The following is a 20,740-nucleotide window of genomic DNA, read 5'->3' on the forward strand; positions in this document are numbered from 1 at the left end:
TCCGGACCCCGGTTCGACGAGCGTGAGGCAGAGAGATTCCACCATGCACAGCGACATGACCCGACGGATCAGAGAACTGCTGGACCGTGGCCACTCGGCCGCGTCCGCACTCGGCGAGGAGATCCAGCACCGGGTTTCGTCCGGAGACCTCGAGTGGGCGACGCTGCTCGGCGCGGAGCTCGCCCGGCGGGCCGGCCAGGAAGGCGAGGACGCACCCGCAGGCGCCTTCCTGCTCGACCGGTTGCAGACCGCCCTCGCCACCACGGCGGGGCAGCCGAGCCTGCGCGTTCTGATGTGCCTGCCCAGCAGTCTCCGGACCGGAGAGCGGGCCCGGACCACGGCCGAGCGACGCCTGGCCCAGCTGGTGGCACTCGGGCACCGGCCCGCGGACATCGTCCCGGTCGTGTACGGCGAGCGGCTCGGCACCGCGGCGTCGGACGAGTTCAGAGCCTGCCTGCTGCACGAGCTGGTACTGGCGGGCGCGGCAGTCGCGGACCACCCCCTGCTGCGGTCCTTCGGCGAAGCGCTCGTGGCGCGGGAGCATCCGCTCGCACCCCTGCCGCTCCACCTGCTGCCCGCGGAGCGTGCGCTGCTCAGACCGCCGCACGCCCCGCACGACTGGACGTGGGCGCTGCCCCCGGCAACGGTCGCGCACCACAGCGACCGGCCCGAACTCCGTGTCTCGCCGGAGATGCGCCGGCGCAGTGCCGAGGTCGATCCGGTGGAGACCACCACGGCGGAGGCGGCCGGGGCCATGAGCGCCGCGGTGCGGCACTGGCTCGAGGAGTCCAACGGCACGGTCGCCGCACAGGAGTTCTGGTCCGCGTCACCCGTCCCGCCGGACGACTTCGCAGCCGTCTTCGAGCGGCTGCCCCTCACCGCGTGGCCGACGGGGGAGACCAGGCCCCGGCTGCACCCGGCCACCTCCGACAGGGTGCTGCGGGTGCTGCTCACCGCGGCGGTGCGCAGCCCCGCCTACGGCAGCGGCATGTTCGGTGCGTACGGGCGGCTCGCCGCCTGGCGCTCCCTCGGCGCCCTGGTCGGCGCCGCCCCGGACGCGCCGACCAGTCACACGGCCACGCTGGTCGAACAGGCACAGTGGTTCATCGCCGACCCCTCGTCGGACTGGTTCCACCAGGTGGCCTGGGACCTCGCCGTGGCCGCCCTGCGACCGGGCGGCCAGGAGATCGCGGTCCTCACCGCCACGGACACCGACTGACTCCCGGCCGGGGGACCGGCAGGCGCGGTCGCCGTCTCGTGGGGCCGTCAGAGCGCCTCGCGCGGGGCCGTGCTCGCGCGGTCCGTCAGGCGGGGTGCCAGCAGGGTCGCCTCCGGCACCGCCGTGTCCCCGCCCAGCTTGCGCATCAGCAACTCAGCCGCCCGTTCGCCCAGTTCCGCGGCCGGCAGGGCCACCGAGGTGACCGGGACGCGGAGGGCCGCCGCGAGTTCGTCCGGGCAGATCGCGGTGACCGACAGGTCGGCGGGGACGCGGAGGCCGAGGTGCTCGAAGGCGTCGACCAGGGGTTCGAGGGCCGCCTCGTTGTGGACGACCACCCCCGTCAACGCCGGCTGCTCGCGCAGCAGATGTTCGGCGACCCGGCGCGCTCCCGCCGGGGTCGCCTCGCACGGGTGGACGGAGCACGCCATCCGGTTGCGGTCGGCGGCGGCCGTGAACCCCTGGACCACCCGCTGGGCGAACGCGGTCTCCCGGACGTACACCTCCGGCGGCGAGCCGACCAGCGCGACCACCCGGTGCCCGAGCGCCGCTAGCCGCTCCACGCACAGCTCGCCGGCCGCCCTGAAGTCCAGGTCGACGCAGGTCAGGCCGGTTGCGTCCGAAGGGAAGCCGATCAGCACCGACGGCCGCTCCAGGGCCCGCAGCAGGGGCAGCCGGGGGTCGTGCAACTGGACGTCCATCACGATCAGCGCGTCCACCAGTGCCGTGTCGGCGACCCGGTGCAGGCCCTCCTCACCCTCCTCCTGGGTGAGGAGCAGCACGTCGTGGTCGTACCGGCGGGCCGTGGTCACCACCGACACCGCGAACTGCATCACCACGGGCACGTGGATCCCGGTGCGTAAGGGGATCACCAGGGCGAGCACGTTGGAGCGGCTGCTGGCCAGCGCGCGGGCGCCGGCGTGCGGGCGGTAGCCGAGCTCGCGGATGGACGCCTGGACACGGCGCCGGGTCTCGTCCGAGATCGGCCGCTTGCCGCTGAGCGCGTAGGACACCGTGCTGGGGGAGACCCCCGCGTGCCGGGCCACGTCCGTGATCTTCACCATCAGTCCAGCTCCAGCGAGAGGAACCCGGTCCCGGCGGCCGCCCGCGCGCTCCGCTCACCGGCCGCCAGGCTCCAGGCCGCCACCGGATCACTGCACGAGGCCCGCAGGGTGCCCCCTTCGCGTACGACGGTGAAGGTGACGTCCCCGACCGGGACCGTGACCTGCGCGCCGCGCTCCAGGCCGTACGCCCGCAGGGTCACCCCGTCGGCGTGGTCGTAGTCGGGCCGGTCGGCCACCGCGCCGACCGGGATCACCGCGCCGGGCCGCACCAGCAGCGGCAGACTCAGGAAGTCGTGGCGCTCGCGGATCCAGCGGGGGCCGGTGACCGTCCGCCCGGTCAGGAAGTGCGTCCAGGTGCCCTCGGGGCAGTAGTACGTCACCTGCCCCTCGTCGTCGAACACCGGCGCCACCAGCAGATCGCCGCCCAGCATGTACTGCCGTTCCAGATGCGCGCACCCGGGATCGTCCGGGAACTCCAGCACCATCGCCCGCATCATCGGCAGGCCCTCCGCGGACGCGGTGCGCGCGGCCTCGTACAGGTAGGGCATCAGGCTCAGCTTCAGCCGGGTGAAGCGCCGCAGCACGTCCACCGACTCCTCGTCGAACAGCCACGGCACCCGGTACGACGACGAGCCGTGCAGCCTGCTGTGCGAGGACAGCAGCCCGAAGGCCAGCCACCGCTTGAACAGCGCCGGGGTCGGCGTGCCCTCGAAGCCGCCGATGTCATGGCTCCAGTAACCGAACCCGGACAGCCCCAGGGACAGCCCGCCGCGCAGTGACTCGGCCATCGACTCGTACGTGGCCTCGCAGTCACCGCCCCAGTGCACCGGGAACTGCTGGCTGCCGGCCGTCGCGGACCGCGCGAAGACCACCGCCTCGCCCTCGCCCCGGTGCTTGCGCAGCACCTCGAAGACGGTCCGGTTGTACAGGTACGTGTAGTAGTTGTGCATCCGCTCCGGGTCCGACCCGTCGGACCAGGCCACGTCCACCGGGACGCGCTCCCCGAAGTCGGTCTTGAAGCAGTCGACACCCTCGGCGAGCAGGGCCTCCAGCTTCCCCGCGTACCAGTCCCGGGCCGCCGGGGAGGTGAAGTCCACCAGCGCCATCCCCGGCTGCCACAGATCCCACTGCCACACGCTCCCGTCCGGCCGCCGCAGCAGGTGTCCCAGCTCCTTCCCCTCGGCGAACAGCGGCGACCGCTGCGCGATGTACGGGTTGATCCACACGCACACCCGCAGTCCCCGCTCGTGCAGCCGCCCCAGCATCCCCGCCGGGTCCGGGAACACCCGCGGATCCCATCGGAAGTCGCACCAGTTGAACTCCCGCATCCAGAAGCAGTCGAAGTGGAAGACGGACAGCGGCAGTTCACGCTCCCGCATGCCGTCGATGAAGGACGTCACCGTCTTCTCGTCGTAGGAGGTGGTGAAGGACGTGGAGAGCCACAGGCCGAGGGACCAGGCGGGCGGGAGAGCCGGGCGGCCGGTCAGGGCCGTGTACCTGCGCAGGATGTCCTTCGGGGTCGGGCCGTGGATCACGTAGTACGTCAACTGCTGTGACTCCACGCTGAACTGGACCCGGGACACCGCCTCCGAACCGACCTCGAACGACACCTTCCCCGGGTGGTCGACGAAGACGCCGTACCCCGCGTCGGTGAGGTAGAACGGGACGTTCTTGTAGGCCTGTTCGGTGGCCGTGCCGCCGTCCGCGTTCCAGATGTCGACGACCTGGCCGTTCCTGACCAGCGGGCCGAAGCGTTCGCCGAGCCCGTAGACCGATGTACCGACCCCCAGGCGCAGTTGCTCCCGCAGGTAGTGGGCGCCCGTGGCCGTGTCCCGCATGATGCCCATGCCCTTGGGACCGCTGGAGGTCAGCACGCGGCCGCCGGAGAGGAAGTCCAGCCGCCAGGGCGCGGTCCGGCTCAGCCGCAGCGTCAGCGAGCCGGAGACCAGCGTCGCGTACTCGTCGTCGTACGACACCTGGGCCGCGAGGTCGGCCTTGCCGAGCCCGAAGTGCGGGCCGCGCGGCTGCTCGCCCTCGAAGTGGGTGAAGGTGACGCCGATGACGTCGGGCATCGGGGTGTGCGCGCTGATCGTCAGGACCGGTCCCTTCAGCAGGTCGCCGCGGTGGCGGATGGGCTGGGTCGGCGCGTGGATCTCCAGCGCCGCGGCCGTGGCGGTGACGTCGAGGACCTCGACCGGGTGGGCCGCGGTGACGCCCTCGCGGAGCAGCCAGTAGCCGTCGGTGAACTTCACTCACGTACCTCCTACTTGACGGCGCCCACGGCGATGCCCCGGGTGAGCGTGCGCTGGAAGACGAGGAAGAAGACGATGGCCGGGAGCACGCCGAGCAGGGCGGCCGCGTTGGTCATCGTGGCGTCCATCAGGCGCTGGCCCTGGAGGACGCCGAGGGCGACGGAGACCGTCTGGTTGTCGTTGGAGATCAGCATGACCAGCGGGAGCAGGAACTCGTTCCAGGTCCAGATGAAGAAGAAGACCAGCAGCACGCCCAGGGTCGGGCGGCTGACCGGGACGACGATCCGGACCAGGATCTGCCACTTGTTCGCGCCGTCGATCCGGGCCGCCTCGACGATCTCGCGCGGGAACTGCCCGAGGACGGCGGAGAGCAGGTACGTCCCGAACGCCGACTGGATCACCGTGAACACGATGATCACGCTGAGCCGGGTGTCGTACAGGCCGGCCTGCTTGCTCAGGTAGTACAGCGGGTAGACCAGCGCCTCCTGCGGCAGCATGTTGGCGAGCACGAAGAACGCCAGCACCCAGGTGCGGAACCGGATCCGGCCGATGCCGATCGCGTAGGCGTTGAGGACGGACAGGGCGGTGGCGAGCAGGGCCACCGCGCCGCTGATGAGCGTGGAGTTGACGAGCTTTCGGCTGTAGTCGACGCGTTGCCAGAAGTCCTTCAGCCCGTCGAGGTAGAGGCCGTGGGGGAGGCTCAGCGGGCCGTTGCGCGAGTACTCCGCCGGGGACTTGACCGCGTTGACCGCCACGATCAGGAACGGGACGACCATGAAGAGGGCGGCGAGACAGAGGGCGAGGAGCACCGGGTAGCGGCGCACGGCGGTCGGACGGGTCATGTGGCCTCCGCGCGGTTCTGGAGCTTCAGGCCGAGCACGGCCAGGGCGAGGACGATGACCGTGAGGACCGTGGAGATCGCCGAGCCGTAGCCGACCTGGGTCTTCTCGAAGAACGTGGTGAAGGAGAAGTAGGAGGGGACGTCGGTGGCGCCGCCGGGGCCGCCCTTCGTCAGGACGTACACCGCGCCGAAGACCTTCAGCGCGGCGATCGTGCACCAGGTCAGGACGACGTACACCTCGGGGCGGAGCTGCGGCAGCGTGATGTGCCGGAAGCGGCGCCACCAGCCGGCGCCGTCCAGCTCGGCCGCCTCGTACAGCTGCGGGTCGACCCGGCCCAGCCCGGCCATGAAGACGACCAGCGGGAAGCCGAGCTGCACCCAGACCAGTACGCCCATGACGGTGTAGAGCGCGAGGTCCGGGTCGCCGAGCCAGTCCTGCTGCCACGAGCCGAGACCGACGGCCTTCAGCAGGGCGTTGAGGGAACCGTTGTCCGGGGCCAGGATCCAGCTCCAGACGATGCCGGCCACCGCGACCGGCAGCACCTGGGGGAGGTAGAAGCAGGCGCGCAGGACCGCCGCGATCCGGGTGCCGAAGTGCTTGGCCACGTAGTCGAACAGGGCGGCGGCCAGGACCAGTCCGAGCACGGTCGGGAGCAGTGCCATCGCGACCACCATGAAGAGGCTGTGCCGGAACGACGCCCAGAACTCCGTGTCGCGCAGCAGCTCGCGGTAGTTGGCGAGCCCGGACCAGTGCGGGCTGCCCACGCCCTGCCAGTCGGTGAAGCCCACGGCCGTGTTCATCAGGAACGGGACGACCACGACGGCCAGGAAGGCGAGGACACCGGGGAGGAGGAACAGGGCGTGGGAGTCCCGGCGCACCCTCACCTGGTGCCCTTGTCGTACGCCGTCTGGAGATTGCTCAGGTAGGCGTCCGGTTTCTCGCTGCCGGTGATCAGCTTCTGGGTCTCGGAGACGAGGGTGTCGTAGAAGCCGGCGATCGGCCAGTCCGGGTAGAAGGCGAGGCCGTCGCGCTCGCTCAGGGTGTTGAAGTCGGCGATGAGCCGCTTGGACTTGGGGTCGGTGATGGCGCCGGGGTCGGCGGCGACCGGCACCCCGCCCTTGTCGCCGAGCAGGTTCTGGATCTTCTTCGACATGGTGATGTCGATGAAGTCGTAGGCGAGCTCCTTGTTCCCGGAGTTCTTCGGTACGACCCAGAGGTTGCCGCCCGAGCCGAGGGTGAGGTTCGAGCCGGGCCACAGGAAGCTGCCCCAGTCGAACTTCGCCTCCGACTGGAAGCGGCCGTACCACCAGCTGCCGGAGAACAGGATCGGCGACTTGCCCTGGATGAACGAGACGCCCGCCTGCTCGGCCGTGGTACCGCTGGACGTCTTCGCGATGTAGCCCTTCTTCACCCAGTCGGCGAAGGTGTCGGCCGCGTACGTCCAGGCGGTGTCGTGGAAGTCGACCTTGCCCTTGTACAGCTCGTAGCTGTCGACCCACGAGCGGTCGGCCTTGGAGAGCGCGAGCTGGTACAGGTACTGCTGGGCCGGGTACTCGGAGCCCGCGTTGGCCAGCGGGGTGACCTTGTGCCGGACGAACTCCGCCATCGCCGCCGTCAGTTCGTCGAACGTCTTCGGCTCGGCGATCCCGTACTTCGCGAACAGGTCCTTGTTGTAGTACACTATCGTGTACTCGGCGTAGTTGGGCACCCCGTACCACTTGCCGGAGCCCATGACGCCGTCCGCGTCGTACTGGCTGGTGGTGCGCACGCCCGCACTGAGCTCCTTGTCCCAGCCGCGCTTGGCCGCCTCGGCGGTCAGATCGGTGAGCAGCCCCTGCTTGGAGAGCAGCCCCGCCGTCGCGTTGCCCTTGTTGTACTCCATGAGGTCGGGGGCGTCGGAGGAGTTGAGGACCATCGGCGCGGTCTTCTGGATCTGCTCGAAGCTCTTCTCCTCGTACTTCACCTTCACGCCGGGATGGCTCGCCTCGAACTCCTTGATGGCCTCGTTCCAGGCGATGCCCATCGCGCTGTTCGGAGCCTCGTAGTGCCACAGTCGCAGGGTCTTGGCGTCGGACGTGCTGCCGCCCGAGCCGCCGCAGGAGGTGAGCAGCAGCGATCCGGCGAGGATCGCCACCGCGGTCGTGGTCCGCCTTCGTGCCGTCAACATCCAATGCCTCCGGGGGAGTCGGATGGATGGTGCTCGTCCCGCGTCGAATGGTTCGACGAGGGGCGTCGAAGCGCTTCGACGAAGGACGGTAGGTGCGGGTCGTGGGGGCGTCAATGGGTGGGGTGAGAATTGCGTGAAGCGATTCGACTGACCGCGTTGACGGCCAGGGCGGCAACGGCCGCCGCGGCCGGGGTGACGAAGGCGGCCGTCGGCGGGACGTGGTCCGCCGCCCAGCCGCCGAGCGCGGACCCGCAGGCGATGCCGGTCAGCAGGGCGGTGACGACCAGGCTCATCCCCTCGTTGAGGCGGTCCGCGGGGGCCCGGTCCTGGACCAGGGTCATCGCGGTCACCATGGTCGGGGCGGTCGCCATCCCGGCAGCGAGCAGGGCGGGGGCGAGGGCCCAGAGGCTGTCGAACGTGCACGCGGCGAGCAGCGGCAGGCACATCAGGGCCGCCATCGACAACAGGCAGACGGGCAGCCTGCGTTCGGCCGGCCCGGCCGGCCGGAGCGCCCCGTACAGCAGGCCCGCCGCGCAGGAGCCGGCGGCCTGGAGGGCGAGCACGGCACCGGCCGCCGAGCGGTGGCCCTGGGCGTCGGCGTAGGCGATGGTGACGACCTCCATCGAGCCGAACACCGCGCCGGTCGCGACGAAGCAGACCAGGAGGGTGCCGATACGCAGCGGTGCCCGTGCGGTGGCCGACCCGGCCCTGGGTGGCGGCTCGGTGGCCCGCTGGGCGGCGAACAGCAGCGCGCCGGTGAGCAGCAGCACCGCGCCGGCCAGGGTGCCGGCCTCCGGGAAGAACGTGCCGGTCAGGAAGGAGGCGAGGACCGGACCGAGCATGAAGCACAGTTCGTCGGCGGCCTGTTCGAAGGAGTTCGCGGTGTGCAGGGCGCCCGGGTCGTCGCGCAGCAGATGGGCCCAGCGGGCGCGGGACATACCGCCCAGGTTGGGTGTGGTGGCGGTGGCCGCGTAGGCGGCGAACAGGGTCCAGTCGGGGGCGCCGAAGTGGACGCAGAGCAGCAGGGCGAGGCTGCCGAGGACGGCGGTGACGGTCGCGGGTACGGCGACCCGGGCCTGCCCGTACCGGTCGACGAGCCGTGCGATCCAGGGCCCGGCGAGACCGGTGGCGACGAGACCGGTCGCGGTCACGGCACCGGCGAGGGCGTACGAGCCGCGCGAGCCGGCGATCATCACGACCGCGCTGACGCTGAACATGCCCATCGGGAGCCGGGCCAGCAGGTTCCCGGCGGTGAAGGCGCGGGTGCCGGGGAGGGCGAAGAGGCGGTGGTAGGGGCCGGGCGGACGGGACCGAAGGGGGGCGCGGGGGGTGCGTCGGGGCCCGTCGGGGCCGGGGAAGCGGGAACGGGGGCGGGAGCGGCCGTCGAACCGGGAGCTGAAGTCGACGGTGACGAGGGAGTCTGCGGTGACGGTGTGCAGGGGCTTTCCGGAGCTGGGCCGGGGCGGGTTCGGCATGGACACCACCGTCGCGCCGGGCGGCTCGTGGGGTCCAACACCTGATCAGTGCCGATTCACGCACCCGTGTTGTAAGTTCGCGTGATGCCAGCGCCCGCCTCGCCCGCCCACATCGACCCCCGCCTGCTGCGTGTCTTCGTCGCCGTGGCCGAGGAGCTGCACTTCACCCGCGCCGCCGCCCGGCTCTACGTCGCCCAGCAGGCGCTCAGCCGTGATGTACGGCGGCTGGAGCGGGAGTTGGGCGCCGAGCTGTTCCTCCGCACCACCCGGCAGGTCGCCCTGACCGTCGACGGCGCCCGGCTGCTCCCGTACGCCCGCCGGGTGCTGGCCGCCCAGGACGCGCTGCTCGCCGCGTTCGGGCAGGCCCGGCCGCTGCTGGTGGACCTCAACTCGCCCGGCCTGGAGACCGGCCGCCGGGTGCTGTACCGCGCCCGCGAACTCGCCCCCGACGGCGAGCTGATGGCCCGCTACGAGAGCGGGCTCACCGGAGCGGCGGCCGAACTCCTCGCCGGACGCCTCGACGTGTCCTTCGGACGGTTCGCGGGACTGGACCCGGCGCTGCGCTCCGGGCTCGAACACATGCCCGTTCGATTCGAACCGATGGCCGTAATTCTCCCCTCCGATCACCGCCTGGCGGCCCTGGAGGCGGTACCGCTGGCCGCGCTCGCGGGCGAGACCGTGTACGCCGGCGCCGGCAACGAACGCACCCTGGAATGGACCGACCTGGCCTTTCACCTCTTCGAGGGGCGGGGAGTCACGGTCGCGCCGCCCCTGCCGCTGGCCGTGGGGGAGGAGGAGTTCCAGCGGATCATGGCCAAGACCCGGAATCCGATCCTCGCGGTAGTGGGTTTTCCGGCCATACCTGGGAGCGTCGCGCGCCCCTTGGTCGATCCGGTGCCGTTGTCGCCCGTGTCACTCGTGTGGCGAAAGGGGCTGGTCCATCCGGGAGTCGACGCGCTGCGGCGGGCGGCGGCGGAGATCGGACGGGCGGAGGGCTGGCTTCAGCGGCCGTCGGACGGATGGATTCCGGCCACTGATCAAGAGGTGATGGACGCCCACAAATGACACATCGGGAACACCGATCTCCCTCGTGCGCTAGCTTCATGAGCCCGAGCGCATAGAGCTGCAAGGGCGCGCTCGGCACGGGTGGGGGCTCGTTCCGTTGACGTGTGCTCGGGTTCGTCAGTGCGCCCGGAATACTCCCGTGGGGGGATGTACGCGCGTGAAGAACTGGCGAGAAGAAACCCAGCCCGAACTGCCCCAGGTGGCCCTGGACGCCCGGGATGTGCCGGTGACGGGCGAGGACGGGGTGACGACGGCCGCCGAGGGCGGAGACGGGGTGACGGCGGGCGTTGCGGGTGCCGGCGGTGGTGGGGCGTCGGGGGGCGTTGCGGACGCCGGCGGTGGTGGGGCGTCGGGGCGCGTTGCGGGTGTCGGCGGTGGTGGGGAGGCCGGAGTCACGGGAGCCGCCGGGGCGACAAAGGCGTTGCGCGCCGGGTCGTCACGGAACCCGTGGAGCGTGGTCGAGCCGTCGATCCCGGTGTTTCCGCGCCACCGGGTCCCGGCCCCTGGCCACGACCCCGACGAGGTGAGCGTCCACGACGACGCCGGTCCCGCACGCATACGGCTGGCCGGGCCGACCAGGCCGATACGGCCCGCCGAGACGAGGGGCCCCGGGGCCTTCGGTGCCTCCGAAGGCTCAGCCACTCCCGACGCCCCCGTCCCCGCCCCCGCCTTCGTCCGCGTGTCGGAGCGTCGCAGGCGCTGGCTCCGCCGGCTCCGCAGGGTCGGGACCGCCGTCGGCCTCGCCTGTACGGTCTACGCGGTCGTCATCGTCGCCGCCCTGCTGTCCGGGGGTTCCGACGCGCCCTGGCTGCCGGTGCCCGGGCAGAACGCCGACAGGGTGGACGACTCGCCGCGGCCCGCGCGCTCGCCCCGGTCCTCGGGCGACGGCGCCTCGGTGACCGGCCCGGCCGTGAGCGGCGGTACGACCCCGTCGGCCGACGCCTCCTCCCACGCGTCCGGTACAGGAAAGGGGACCGCACGGCCGAGCACGTCGGCGTCCGCGCGGCCGACCTCGTCCTCCGGGGTGGCGGTCACCTCGCCGAAACCGGAATCGTCGTCCGTCGCCGCCGAGCCGTCCACGGCACCGCCCACCTCCGACGCGTCCTCTTCTCCCGCCGCGTCGCCCCCGCCGGCCTCGCCCAGCGAGTCGGCCGCCCCCACCTGAGGCACGGTCGCTCACGGCGCCCCCAGGCACTAATGCCATTCTTCGGGATCGAGCGCGACCCCCACGAAACCGTCCCTGGTGGTGACGGTCAGGCCGGGTTGCTCGACGCGCGCTGCGATCTCCGCGCCGTCGAAATCCCGGAATTCCAGGACGAAGTGTTCGGCGACGGCAGGTCGGTCGAGGGGATCGCCGTCGAGGTCCACGGCCGAGTTCGCGCGGTCGGCGCCTTGACAGAGAACCGATACGAGCAACGGGAAGTGCCCCGTCCACAGCAGGCGATCAGCGTCGTGCACCACGCACACGATCCCCGCTCCTCCTCCCGTGACCTCACCGCAGAGATCGCCCACGCAGTCGACCAGGGCGTCCCAGTTCCGGCCGAAGTAGCCGGGGAAACGGAGGGTTTCCGCGAAGGTGCGAAAGACACCCTGTTCGGTCATCAGATCGCGGGCGTCGAGGTGGTGGACCAGGCCGCCTTTCGCTGTCAGCTCCGACAGTTGTCGTCGGATTTTGGTGGACTTTTCCGGGACAAGGAGAACCCAGGGCTCGGAGGCGCTGTCACTCACCGGCGTTCCCCCGAGGCAGCCGCGTCACGAAGTCGCCGAACTCAGCCAGGGACTTCTCCAAGTCCTCTCGCCCGGCGTCGTCCTCGGGCAGGAGGGGAAGCGGGGGTCCCGCGAAGCGCTCGGCTGCCGTGTGCACGGCGCTCGCGAGGTCCGCGGCAGACGAGCGGTGGATGACCATACCGTCGTGGAGGGTCTCGATCGAGCCGTCCTTTCGGCGCCGGAACGTCAGCGAGAAGGACGAGTCGATTGCGGCCGTGGTGAAGGTCCGGCCCCGGCCCGACAGGAAACTGCGCAGTCGGTCCAAGAGGAGAGACAGCGAGAGATAGATCATCATCGCCTGGCCCGGGGTGCGGTCCCGCGAGCTCACTGCTCCCCGGTCGCCTCGGACGTCCATGTGCCCCAGGTCGAATCCCGACGGCGGGGGTGCCACGTTCTCGGCAACGGAGAACTCGAACCGGAGCGTCGTCCGGGAAAGGGCGGTGTCCTCTCCCCACTGGGACATGTACTCGCCCCGCCCGGCATCGAAGGCCACCCGCAGTCCGCGGTCCGGGAGGATGAACTGCTGCCTGATCCAGCCGTCCATGGCCAGGGCCGCGACTTGCGGCCGGTAGTGGGCGAGCGGGAACGTGAACGACGTGACTCTGACGGTCAGGCCCTCCGGGTGCAGTGACAGCAGGGCGGCCGCGTGCACGGCCAGGCCGTGGGCCAGCCAGTGGACGTCCCGCCAATGCGCTCCCGCGGGCGGGATCAGGCGCACCTGCCGGTCGACCTGCAGGAAGAAGCCGTCCTCTGCGCCCGGGTCATGTGCCCCGCCGTCAGATCGGCCGACGAGCCCGCCGAGCGGGCTGCGGAGGTGGTACGCGAAGGTGCTGGTCTCCGTCGCGTGTCCCTCTCCCTCGGCGCAGTCCACGTGGCGTGGCTCCTGCAACAGGGTCGCAGCGATCAGCTCCCTGTGGTCGAAGTCGGGCCACCGCTCTCCCCGTCCGGTGTCCGCCACCGTGCTGACGGCCCGCAGGTTCATGGCGTGGCTGTCGTCCAGGTTTCTGACGAACCAGGGCCCGGGCGTGGCCACGGCGCACATCTCCTCGATCTCGGCGAGGTCGGTTTCCGGTGTGTCGCCCTCGCCACCCGGCGGACGCTGTTCGCTCATGATCCGCCCAGTATCCGGTCCTCGTTGAAGCTGAGTCCGTCCTCGATGCCCAGTTCCTCCGTGGCGTGCCGGCACAGGGGGGGGCGGGCCAGGCTGCGGGATCACCGGTGGCTATGCCGCGCAAGAATCCGACGGCTTCGGGGGTGCCGATCTCGCCCAGGATCTGGAGGGCCTTGACGTAGAAGGTGAAGTAAGGACCGTCGGTCGACTTCCGTTCCCGCACCAGGGCGGCGACCGCTACGACCCCCTCCGGGGTCCGCAACTCTCCGAGCAGGTCGACCAGATCCTCCGTGTTCACGCCCGCGGGCCGCGAGACCAGCACCGCCGCCAGGATCGGTCCGAGCCTTCGGGGTGGAGGTGCAGCGCCAGCGCCGCAAGCCGTTCGAAGCGCCGCCAGCCCCCTCGGCGGACGTGATCCGCAGCCAGTCGGGAACGTGCTGCCGTGCCGCAGCCACAGCGGCCGCGGTCTCCTCGGCCCGCTGGGCGCCGATGTATCTGCCGGTGACGAGGGAGTCCACCCGCTCCAGGTTGGTCATCATCGTCACTCCTGCGGGTCCGTCCGGGACGTCAGGGGTCGGTTACGGGTCGTCCGGACCGTCGGGCGGCAGACCACTCGATCAGTTGCCTCTCGTGTACGTCTTGAGCACGGCGGTCAGGCCCCGAGCGTCCAGTACGGCGAGTCCGTCGGAGGCGCGGGGCGGACGCGGAGGGCGGATACGTCGAAGCCCTCGTCGTCGTCCTCGTCACCGGTCGGCAGGCGTCCGGACTCGTTCGGGTAGTAGTAGAGGCCGTACGACCAGTACTCCGGGAACTCGTGGCACATGAGATCGGGGTACGCGGAGATCTCCGCGTCGTGATACCGCTCGTTGATCCTGGCCACCGCTTCCGCCCGAGAAATACCGAACCGCGCGATCATCTCGTTCGCAATGTCGCGGAAGTACTCGACCATTCCCTCGTCGAGATCCATCAAGAATTCTGTTGTCATGATGTCGGAGGTCCTACTCGTCGGAAAATGGAGCCGGTGAAGAGCTCGGCGGCCCTGTCACCGAAGATCGCGATCTGGTGCCCGTTCAGGACTGGGGGCTTGCCCTCCCTCAGGAATCCCTTGAGGTTACGCAGCATCGGCCCCTCGACCAGCTCGTAGTTGTGCATGGCGCCACCGTTGCGGTTATGCCGGATGAACTCGGCCACGTCGTCCCCCGACCCGCTGAAGATCTTGCTCCGCAACCCCTCCAGCTGGGCCTTGGGTACCTTGAAGTGGATGACGGCCGGCACCCCGCCCCTATCGTTCGCCAGTTTCTTCGCCCAGTCCAAGGCCTGCCGGGCATCGTTCGTGACGTAGAAGCCACCCTTCCCGAAGTCCATCTTGCGGGCCGAGGCCGTCATGTCGATCCCGTTCGCCATGATGCTGTCCGCGTGCTGGCCGAGCGTCCCATGGTAGAGATCGACGAGGCACGGGGCCTTGAGCCCCAGCGGGTCCTTCCACTGGAGCGGGTTCTTCACATAGGCGTGAGGGTTCGGGGCCGGCGTCCGCCCCAGCGGGTCAGGGCTGAGGTAACGGGCTGTGCCGGGCTCGTAGTAGCGGTGGTGGTTGTAGTGGAGCCCCGTCTCCGCGTCGACGTACTGCCCGGGAAAGCGCAGAGGGCAGTCGACGTGCGGGGCCGTCGGCGAGGCGACGGGAACTCCCCAGAGCGTGGACGACTGCGTCCATACGACACCGCCCTCGGTGTCCACCATTTCCGTCGGGGTGCCCAGAAGATCCGTGACGATGGCATAGAAGTGCTCGTCGATCTCCTCCTGGGACGTCCCAGGGCCGAGCGGACGGGTCTCACGCACACGCTGCCCCACCGGCGCGGGGCCACCGGCCCAGTCCCAGACCGTACTGACGGCCCCGGCGCACTGCTCAGCGAGATCGTCCTCGTCCCAGTAGAACCGCGTCTCGTCGAGGACGGTCCCGTCGGCGGCGAGCATCTGTTTCGCCACTCGCCTGCCGACGGGGTCGTAGACGTAGTGCCAGCGACGGCCGTCCGGTGTCAGTACGTCAGTGAGCTGGTCCTCGGCGTTCCACGCGTAGTGCCACTCGCGCCTGCCGCCGGAGAGGAGGCCGGTTACTCTGCGGACGACTCGGCCCTGATCGTCATGGTGGTAGCGGGTTCGGCCGGCTCGCTCGATGAGGGTGCCCGAGTAGCTGCGATCGCCAGGCCCCGTCTCCTCGTCCCGGACGGCTGCCGACGTGGCGAAAGCGGTGAGGTTGCCGACCGCGTCGTATCGGTACGTCTCCTCCCGGCCGACGCCGTTCTGCACCGCTGTCACCCTTCCGGAGCGGTCGAAGGCGAAGGTCCGCGAGCCATGGCGGGAGTCGTGGATCTCGGTGAGTGCGCCGTCGGCACGGTGCTGGAAGACTCGCTGCCGGGTGTCACCGGCTGCGGTGAGTACTCGCTGGGTGGTACGCAGTCCCTCGCCGTCCCAGTCCTGTGTCAAGCGGGCGGCCTCTCCCATCACCCGCTCGATCTCACGCCCCGCTACGTCGTACCGGAAGGTGAGATCGTGTTCCCCGATCCGCTGGACGACCTCTCGCCTCCCGAGCCGGTAGGCCCAGCGGGTGACCGCGCCGCTCGGCGTCCTGCGCAGTACCCGGCGGCCCGCGGCGTCGTACTCGGAGCGGACCTCTCGGCCGTTCCACGACTCGGCGAGCAGACGGCCCGTCGCGTCGAGCTCCCGGCACAGGTCGACCTCGGCGTTTCTGGCTCCTACGAGTCTGCCGCGCAAGTCGTACTCGTACGTGGTGGTGGCGCCGTCGGCGTCCATGGCGACGACGTTTCCGAGGACGTCGTGGCGCAGACGCGTGATCTCACCCGCCCCGTTGGTCCGTTGGACGAGCCGCCCCGCCGCGTCGTAGCCGTAGGTGAGGGTACGGCCGTTGAAGTCCGTCTCGGCGATCAGCCGGCCGACCCCGTCGTACTCGTAGTTCCAGGTCATACCAGCGCCGTTGGTCACGCTGCGGAGTCTCAGCTCGCTGTCGTAGGCAAGGCGTTCGACGCTCCCGTCCTCGTCCTCCCACAAGGTGCAGAGGTCGAAGTGAGTGTTCTCGTACCTGGTGTGCCTGCCGTTCGAGGAGCGGTACTCCAAGGGATTGCCCTCGACGTCGTAAGTCCACTGCTCGGCGATCCCGTTCGGGAGGTGGCGCCACGCGAGTCGCCCTTCCAGGGTCCAGCCGACTCGGGTGACCGCGCCGAAGCCGTCGGTGAGTTCGGTGATACGGCCGAAGGCGTCCCGAACGAATCTCTCCGTCGCTCCCAGGACGTCAGTGCCGCCGACGACCAGGCCCGTGGCATCGTTGACGAGCGTCTGCTGGCGCTCGCCGAGTGCGTCGACGATGCCGGTGAGACCGCCCCGTTCATCGAAGGTGAAGGCCGTCGTGGCACCCAGGGGGTCGATGACCGCCACCCGGTTGCCCCGCTCGTCGTAGACCGACTTCCATACGCTGCCGTCGGGCTGCGTCACCTTGGTGACGTGACCGAAGTCGTCATACTCCAACGACACCACGGCGCCGTCCGGGCGTACGGTCCGGGTCAGGTTTCCAGCAGCGTCGTAATCGTGGCGTGTGGTGTGACCGAGCGGATTGGTCAGTGCGACGAGCCGGCCGAGATCGTCCCAGTCGCGCAGGGTGCTGTGCCCCAACGCGTCAGTCTCGCACAGAGGACGGTGGTTCTCGTCGAACACGTAGGTGATCGAGTGGCCCAGGGAATCCGTGGCGACCGTGGTGCGCGTGGCGGTGTCGTAGCTGTAGCGGTAGGCGAGGACGCCCTCGTCACCGCCCGTGCGGACACAGCGGTCTTCGTCGTCGTACGCGTAGCGGTACCAGTCGCCTTTTCTGCTCTGCCAGCCCGTGACGCGCAGCCGCTCGTCGTAGCTGTAGCGCTGGGGTACGGAAGAGGAGTCGATGACGTCCGTGAGACGCCCGTCCGCGTCGTATCCGTATCTCACAAGTGTGGGCTCGCCGGGCGCGCTGAGGAGAGCCAGCGCGGTCACCCGGCCGCCCACCGTGCTGATGCCGACGCGGTATCCCCCGTGATGGATCAGTTCCGAGGGGGAGCCGTCCTCGGTGTGGTGCAGGGTGAGCGTATTGCCGTGGCGGTCGTGCACACGGACCAGGAGGAGTTCGTTCGTCGGGCCGCCCGGTATGCGGCGGAACCGCAGTGTCGTGTCCGTCTCCGGCTGCCACAGTGCGAAGTCCGCGTCGGGCGAACCGATCTGCGTGAGCGGCCAGTGAGGGCCGAGTACCGGACCCGTCGTCTCGCCCGGCTCCGGGACCGCGTAGTACAGGACAGTGCCGTCGGAGGCGACGAAACGGATGCCGTCGTCGTCGATGATCAGCCGTTGATCAAGCGTCGAGGTCCAACTCGTTCCGAACCAGCCGCCGGCCTGTACTCCCGTGCGATGGCTGCGCTCCACGACGACCGGTAGGACACCGGGCAGGGACAGATCCGCTATCGACATGACCATCTGTCCGGTGGCCATGTCGATGGGGTCGCCGCAGGTGAAGAGAGTCTTCATCTCCCGGCCCAGACCCTTGAGTCTTGGCCCCATCCCCTTCACGGCCAGGGCCATGCCTTTCAGGCCGCCCTTGAGGAACTTCATCTCCTTGAGGCCCTTGGCGAGCTTGCCGAGGCTGGTGATGCCCTTGCCGCCGGGTATGCAGTCCAGCGCGGCGAACGCCACATCCCACAGCGACGCCTGGCCTTTTGAGTATTTGTAGAGCGTGTCCGCGAGCACCACGAGCGCCGCGATGAGGACGATCGCGCCGAGGATGGGCCCGCCGATGATCATCGCGATGATCCCGACGACCGCGACGACCACCTTGCAGACGGTGACGATGGTGTCCCAGTTGTCCTCGAACCAGTGACCGACGTCCTGCCACCAGTGCCGGTTCGGGATCCCGGCGTCGGACGCCTCGTCGATCTTCCGCTTCGCCTCCCCGGCCGCGTCGTCACGCATCTTCCGCGCGTCCACGGCCATCTTCTTCGCGGCATCGAGGGCGCTCTGCGCGGAGGTGACGTCCGACTGGGCCTTGCTGTGAGCGGATTTGGCGCTCTGTACGTCCCGGGTGGCGGCCCGCACCTTGCCCTCGTCGGGCTCGTCGGCGTCCGACTTGCTGCCGGTGGGATCGTCCTTGTACTTGTCGGCTTCCTTCGTCGCCCGGGAGACCCAGGAATCGGCCGAGGACAGACGGGACTTGGCGGAGGACAGGTCCGACTGGGCCTCCTTCGCCTTGGCCAGGGCCTTGTCCGCCAGGGCCTGGGCGCGCTCCAGCTTCGGCCAGTAGTCCGCGAGCGCGTCCCCGCACATCTCGTAGGACTTCTTCAGCTTCTTCAGGTTCTTCGGAACGTCCTTGAACTGCTCCTTGAAGACGTCCGCCGACTTGCCCGCCCACTGCAGAAGGGTGTCCTCACCGGCCATGCCCTTGACCAGCCGCAGCGCGTCGGAGACGTCGTCGGCGAAGGAGTGCAGCTGTGCGGCGAGGGTGCGGACGCGTTGCGGGTCGCCCGGGGTGGGGTCCCTGTCGAGATCGAGTGGATGCCAGTCCGCCGGTCGGTACCCCGCCATGTCCCCGCAACCCCCGTCGCGTACACCTCATATGAAGTCCCTGCGTGCATGAACCTACAGGGCTCACTCGTACGAGGTGAAGTGACCCTTTGCAAGGGCCAACCGTGCGGCCACGGACAGCTGCCGCAATGTCACAGGAAGGCAACCAATGCGCCCACGGTGGAGTCAAGTTGGCGTTGCTTTGTCCCACTCGTGCACACTTTGCGCGCACGGTATTCAGGTATTCGCTCTGGTGTCTTCGCGCCCGACCCGGCTACCGTATCGGCTGCTTTCTTCGACATCAGCCGCCTCATCAGGAGCCCACCGTGACCCGCCGCACCCGCCTGCTCACGACTGCCGCCGCCGGTGCGACGGCAGCACTTCTGCTCGCCGGCTGCGGCGGAGGCGACGGAGGCAAGTCCGACTCGAACGGCAAGATCAAGGGGGCGGACACGGGTTCGTCGACGTCGGCTTCACCGACCGCTTCGGCCACTGAGGCGGCTGGGCGCCCGAAGATCACGTTCCCGTCCTATGCCTCGAACGTTTTCGAAGACCAGAAGTCCGGCGATGCCACGAAGGACGCGGTCCTCGCGGACAGCGCCCTGAGCGTGAATTCCATGGATGACGCGATCTTCCAGGGGAGCACGGGCACGAAGGCCCTCGGCTTCTACAATGCGGACAAGGCCCTTGGCGCAGCGATCACTTATGTGCAGGGATACATCGACAAGGGCGACACGTGGACCGGTAAGACCCGGTACTTCGACCGCAAGGTGACGCTGTCCGGGGCCAAGGATGCATACGTCACCTACTGTTCCGACGAGAGCAAGTCGTTCTTGAAGAACAGGAAGACCGGCAAGGTCAAGAACACGCCGACGACTGCGGACAGTTACGTGCTGTATCACTCAAAGCTCACGAAGAACGCCATGGGTGTTTGGCAAACCACTGACATTGTGTCAAATCGGGGGGACAAGGCGTGCCAGCCGTAAGGAATGTGGCAAGAGGTGCGGCGGTCTTTTCGCTCGCGTGGGTTTCGGTCTTCGTCTCACAGACCGCCTACGCGGGTGGACGCGGCGATGACGGAACCGTGACCACCGGGACGCAGGAGCACGGAGACTCCTCCGGTGACGGCACCTTGTCCTCGACGGCCGGTGCCATTGTTTATGACCGTTCCAAGAACGGATCCGGTGCCTCTGTGGGGCCGGTCGCCGCGACCACCTCCTGGTCGCCGCCGGCCTGCTGGTACGCCCCCAAGTACAGCCCCGCCGCCTTCCAGGCGTATGTGGAACCGATCTGGGCCGCGGACTCGACGGGGTACGAGTGGGACGCCCAGCAGCGTGACCGCTACGTCAACGGTCATCCCTACAAGGACTTCAACAAGGACAAGGCCGGCAAGGGCTACTGGTGGGACTCGTACGTCAACAAGTCCTTCCCGCCCGGCTGGGACAAGTGCGACGAACCCTATTTCTGGGTGGACACGGGTGACGTGCCTCCGGCCAACATCCCGAACACCATTTCCACGAAGATCCTCGGTGAGCTCGCCTACAACGAGATCCGGGTTCCCACCACAGAGGTGAGTCTGAAGCCCGCGGGTACGACCAAGGTCAACCTCGCCACCTGGGCCTGGCTGGACAAGGCGACGTTCAAGCCGGTGTCGGTCACCGCCAGCGTCCCGGTGCTCGGCCTCTCGGCGACGACCACGGCCGAACCCGTCTCTCTCAAGATCGACCCGGGTACCTCCGACGCGGTGACCTACCCCGCCTCCGGCGTCTGTGAGTTCAACAACGGCAGTGTCGGCGAGGAATACACCGCGGGCGACGCAGGCAAGACCCCACCCTGTGGGGTGAAATACCTCCGCTCGTCAGGCAACGGCTCGTACCAGCTCAGGGCGACGGTCACCTGGAAGATCCACTGGACGGGAAGCGACGGCAACGGCGCCGACCTCCCCGACGGCGCTTTCGGCCGGGCGCAGGATGTCATCGTGCAGGAGATCCAGTCCGTCAACAGGTGAGAGAAACAACCCGACCACACCACCCCAGCAGGAGTTTCAGAGTGAGCCGTCGGCCCCGTCTGTTCGCATGCGCACTCACGGGAGCCGCGATCACGCTGCTGGTCGGTGGTTGTGGCGGGAGCGGCGGCTCCACAACGGTTGACGACGACGTGGCCGGTGGGGGAGCGGGCAGCAGCGCACCCGCATC

15 protein-coding genes are annotated in these 20,740 nt (G+C 69.4%); 4 read left to right on the forward strand and 11 right to left on the reverse strand.

Annotated elements, in window-relative coordinates; all coding sequences use genetic code 11:
- The first annotated feature begins 55 nt into the window (after positions 1–55).
- The gene (locus MB828_RS25540; RefSeq protein WP_301650237.1) at positions 56–1,219 is read left to right on the forward strand and encodes a DUF6183 family protein; all 1,164 of its coding nucleotides are present in this window, start codon (positions 56–58) and stop codon (positions 1,217–1,219) included.
- A 47-nt stretch (positions 1,220–1,266) separates the two neighbouring features.
- On the opposite strand, the gene MB828_RS25545 is transcribed toward MB828_RS25540, so the two are convergent.
- The 6 genes from MB828_RS25545 to MB828_RS25570 all read right to left on the reverse strand — a co-directional run bounded on the left by MB828_RS25545 (position 1,267) and on the right by MB828_RS25570 (position 9,016).
- Complete coding sequence (locus MB828_RS25545) at positions 1,267–2,280, reverse strand: LacI family DNA-binding transcriptional regulator (RefSeq protein WP_301650238.1); 1,014 nt, start codon at positions 2,278–2,280, stop codon at positions 1,267–1,269.
- A complete protein-coding gene (gene yicI / locus MB828_RS25550) occupies positions 2,280–4,532 on the reverse strand; it encodes an alpha-xylosidase (protein WP_301650239.1) in 2,253 nt (750 codons plus the stop codon). Before yicI ends, MB828_RS25545 begins: the two co-directional genes overlap by 1 nt.
- A gap of 11 nt (positions 4,533–4,543) precedes the next feature.
- Positions 4,544–5,374: a carbohydrate ABC transporter permease gene (locus MB828_RS25555; RefSeq protein ID WP_133021589.1), complete on the reverse strand. Its 831-nt coding sequence runs from the start codon at positions 5,372–5,374 to the stop codon at positions 4,544–4,546.
- Complete coding sequence (locus MB828_RS25560) at positions 5,371–6,258, reverse strand: carbohydrate ABC transporter permease (protein ID WP_430381422.1); 888 nt, start codon at positions 6,256–6,258, stop codon at positions 5,371–5,373. The genes MB828_RS25555 and MB828_RS25560 overlap by 4 nt, the downstream gene beginning before the upstream one ends.
- Entirely contained in the window at positions 6,255–7,541 is a 1,287-nt protein-coding gene (locus MB828_RS25565; RefSeq protein ID WP_301650241.1) for an ABC transporter substrate-binding protein, read from the reverse strand. Before MB828_RS25565 ends, MB828_RS25560 begins: the two co-directional genes overlap by 4 nt.
- A 110-nt stretch (positions 7,542–7,651) precedes the next feature.
- Positions 7,652–9,016 carry an MFS transporter gene (locus tag MB828_RS25570; RefSeq protein WP_301650242.1) on the reverse strand — a complete coding sequence of 455 codons (1,365 nt, stop codon included), beginning with the start codon at positions 9,014–9,016 and terminating at the stop codon, positions 7,652–7,654.
- Between the two features lie 84 nt (positions 9,017–9,100).
- Between MB828_RS25570 and MB828_RS25575 the strand changes: the two genes are divergently transcribed.
- Positions 9,101–10,081, forward strand: coding sequence for a LysR family transcriptional regulator (locus MB828_RS25575; protein ID WP_301650243.1), 981 nt, complete (start codon positions 9,101–9,103; stop codon positions 10,079–10,081).
- Between the two features lie 753 nt (positions 10,082–10,834).
- Here MB828_RS25575 and MB828_RS25580 read toward each other — a convergent pair.
- The 5 genes from MB828_RS25580 to MB828_RS25600 form a co-directional block, all read right to left on the reverse strand.
- Complete coding sequence (locus MB828_RS25580) at positions 10,835–11,251, reverse strand: hypothetical protein (RefSeq protein WP_301650244.1); 417 nt, start codon at positions 11,249–11,251, stop codon at positions 10,835–10,837.
- Between the two features lie 24 nt (positions 11,252–11,275).
- Positions 11,276–11,809 (reverse strand): barstar family protein, encoded by a 534-nt coding sequence (locus tag MB828_RS25585; protein ID WP_301650245.1) that lies wholly within the window; start codon positions 11,807–11,809, stop codon positions 11,276–11,278.
- On the reverse strand, positions 11,802–12,959 hold the full coding sequence (locus MB828_RS25590) for a hypothetical protein (RefSeq protein WP_301650246.1): 1,158 nt from the start codon (positions 12,957–12,959) through the stop codon (positions 11,802–11,804). Before MB828_RS25590 ends, MB828_RS25585 begins: the two co-directional genes overlap by 8 nt.
- 652 nt (positions 12,960–13,611) lie before the next feature.
- On the reverse strand, positions 13,612–13,944 hold the full coding sequence (locus MB828_RS25595) for a hypothetical protein (RefSeq protein ID WP_301650247.1): 333 nt from the start codon (positions 13,942–13,944) through the stop codon (positions 13,612–13,614).
- Complete coding sequence (locus tag MB828_RS25600; protein ID WP_301650248.1) at positions 13,941–18,566, reverse strand: RHS repeat-associated core domain-containing protein; 4,626 nt, start codon at positions 18,564–18,566, stop codon at positions 13,941–13,943. Before MB828_RS25600 ends, MB828_RS25595 begins: the two co-directional genes overlap by 4 nt.
- A 305-nt stretch (positions 18,567–18,871) precedes the next feature.
- On the opposite strand from MB828_RS25600, the gene MB828_RS25605 reads away from it, so the two are divergent.
- Entirely contained in the window at positions 18,872–19,531 is a 660-nt protein-coding gene (locus MB828_RS25605; RefSeq protein WP_301650249.1) for a hypothetical protein, read from the forward strand.
- On the forward strand, positions 19,519–20,553 hold the full coding sequence (locus tag MB828_RS25610; RefSeq protein ID WP_301650250.1) for a hypothetical protein: 1,035 nt from the start codon (positions 19,519–19,521) through the stop codon (positions 20,551–20,553). Before MB828_RS25605 ends, MB828_RS25610 begins: the two co-directional genes overlap by 13 nt.
- Positions 20,554–20,740 lie beyond the last annotated feature (187 nt).

It is taken from the genome of Streptomyces arenae, from assembly GCF_022343545.1.
Taxonomy (GTDB): Bacteria; Actinomycetota; Actinomycetes; order Streptomycetales; family Streptomycetaceae; genus Streptomyces; species Streptomyces humi.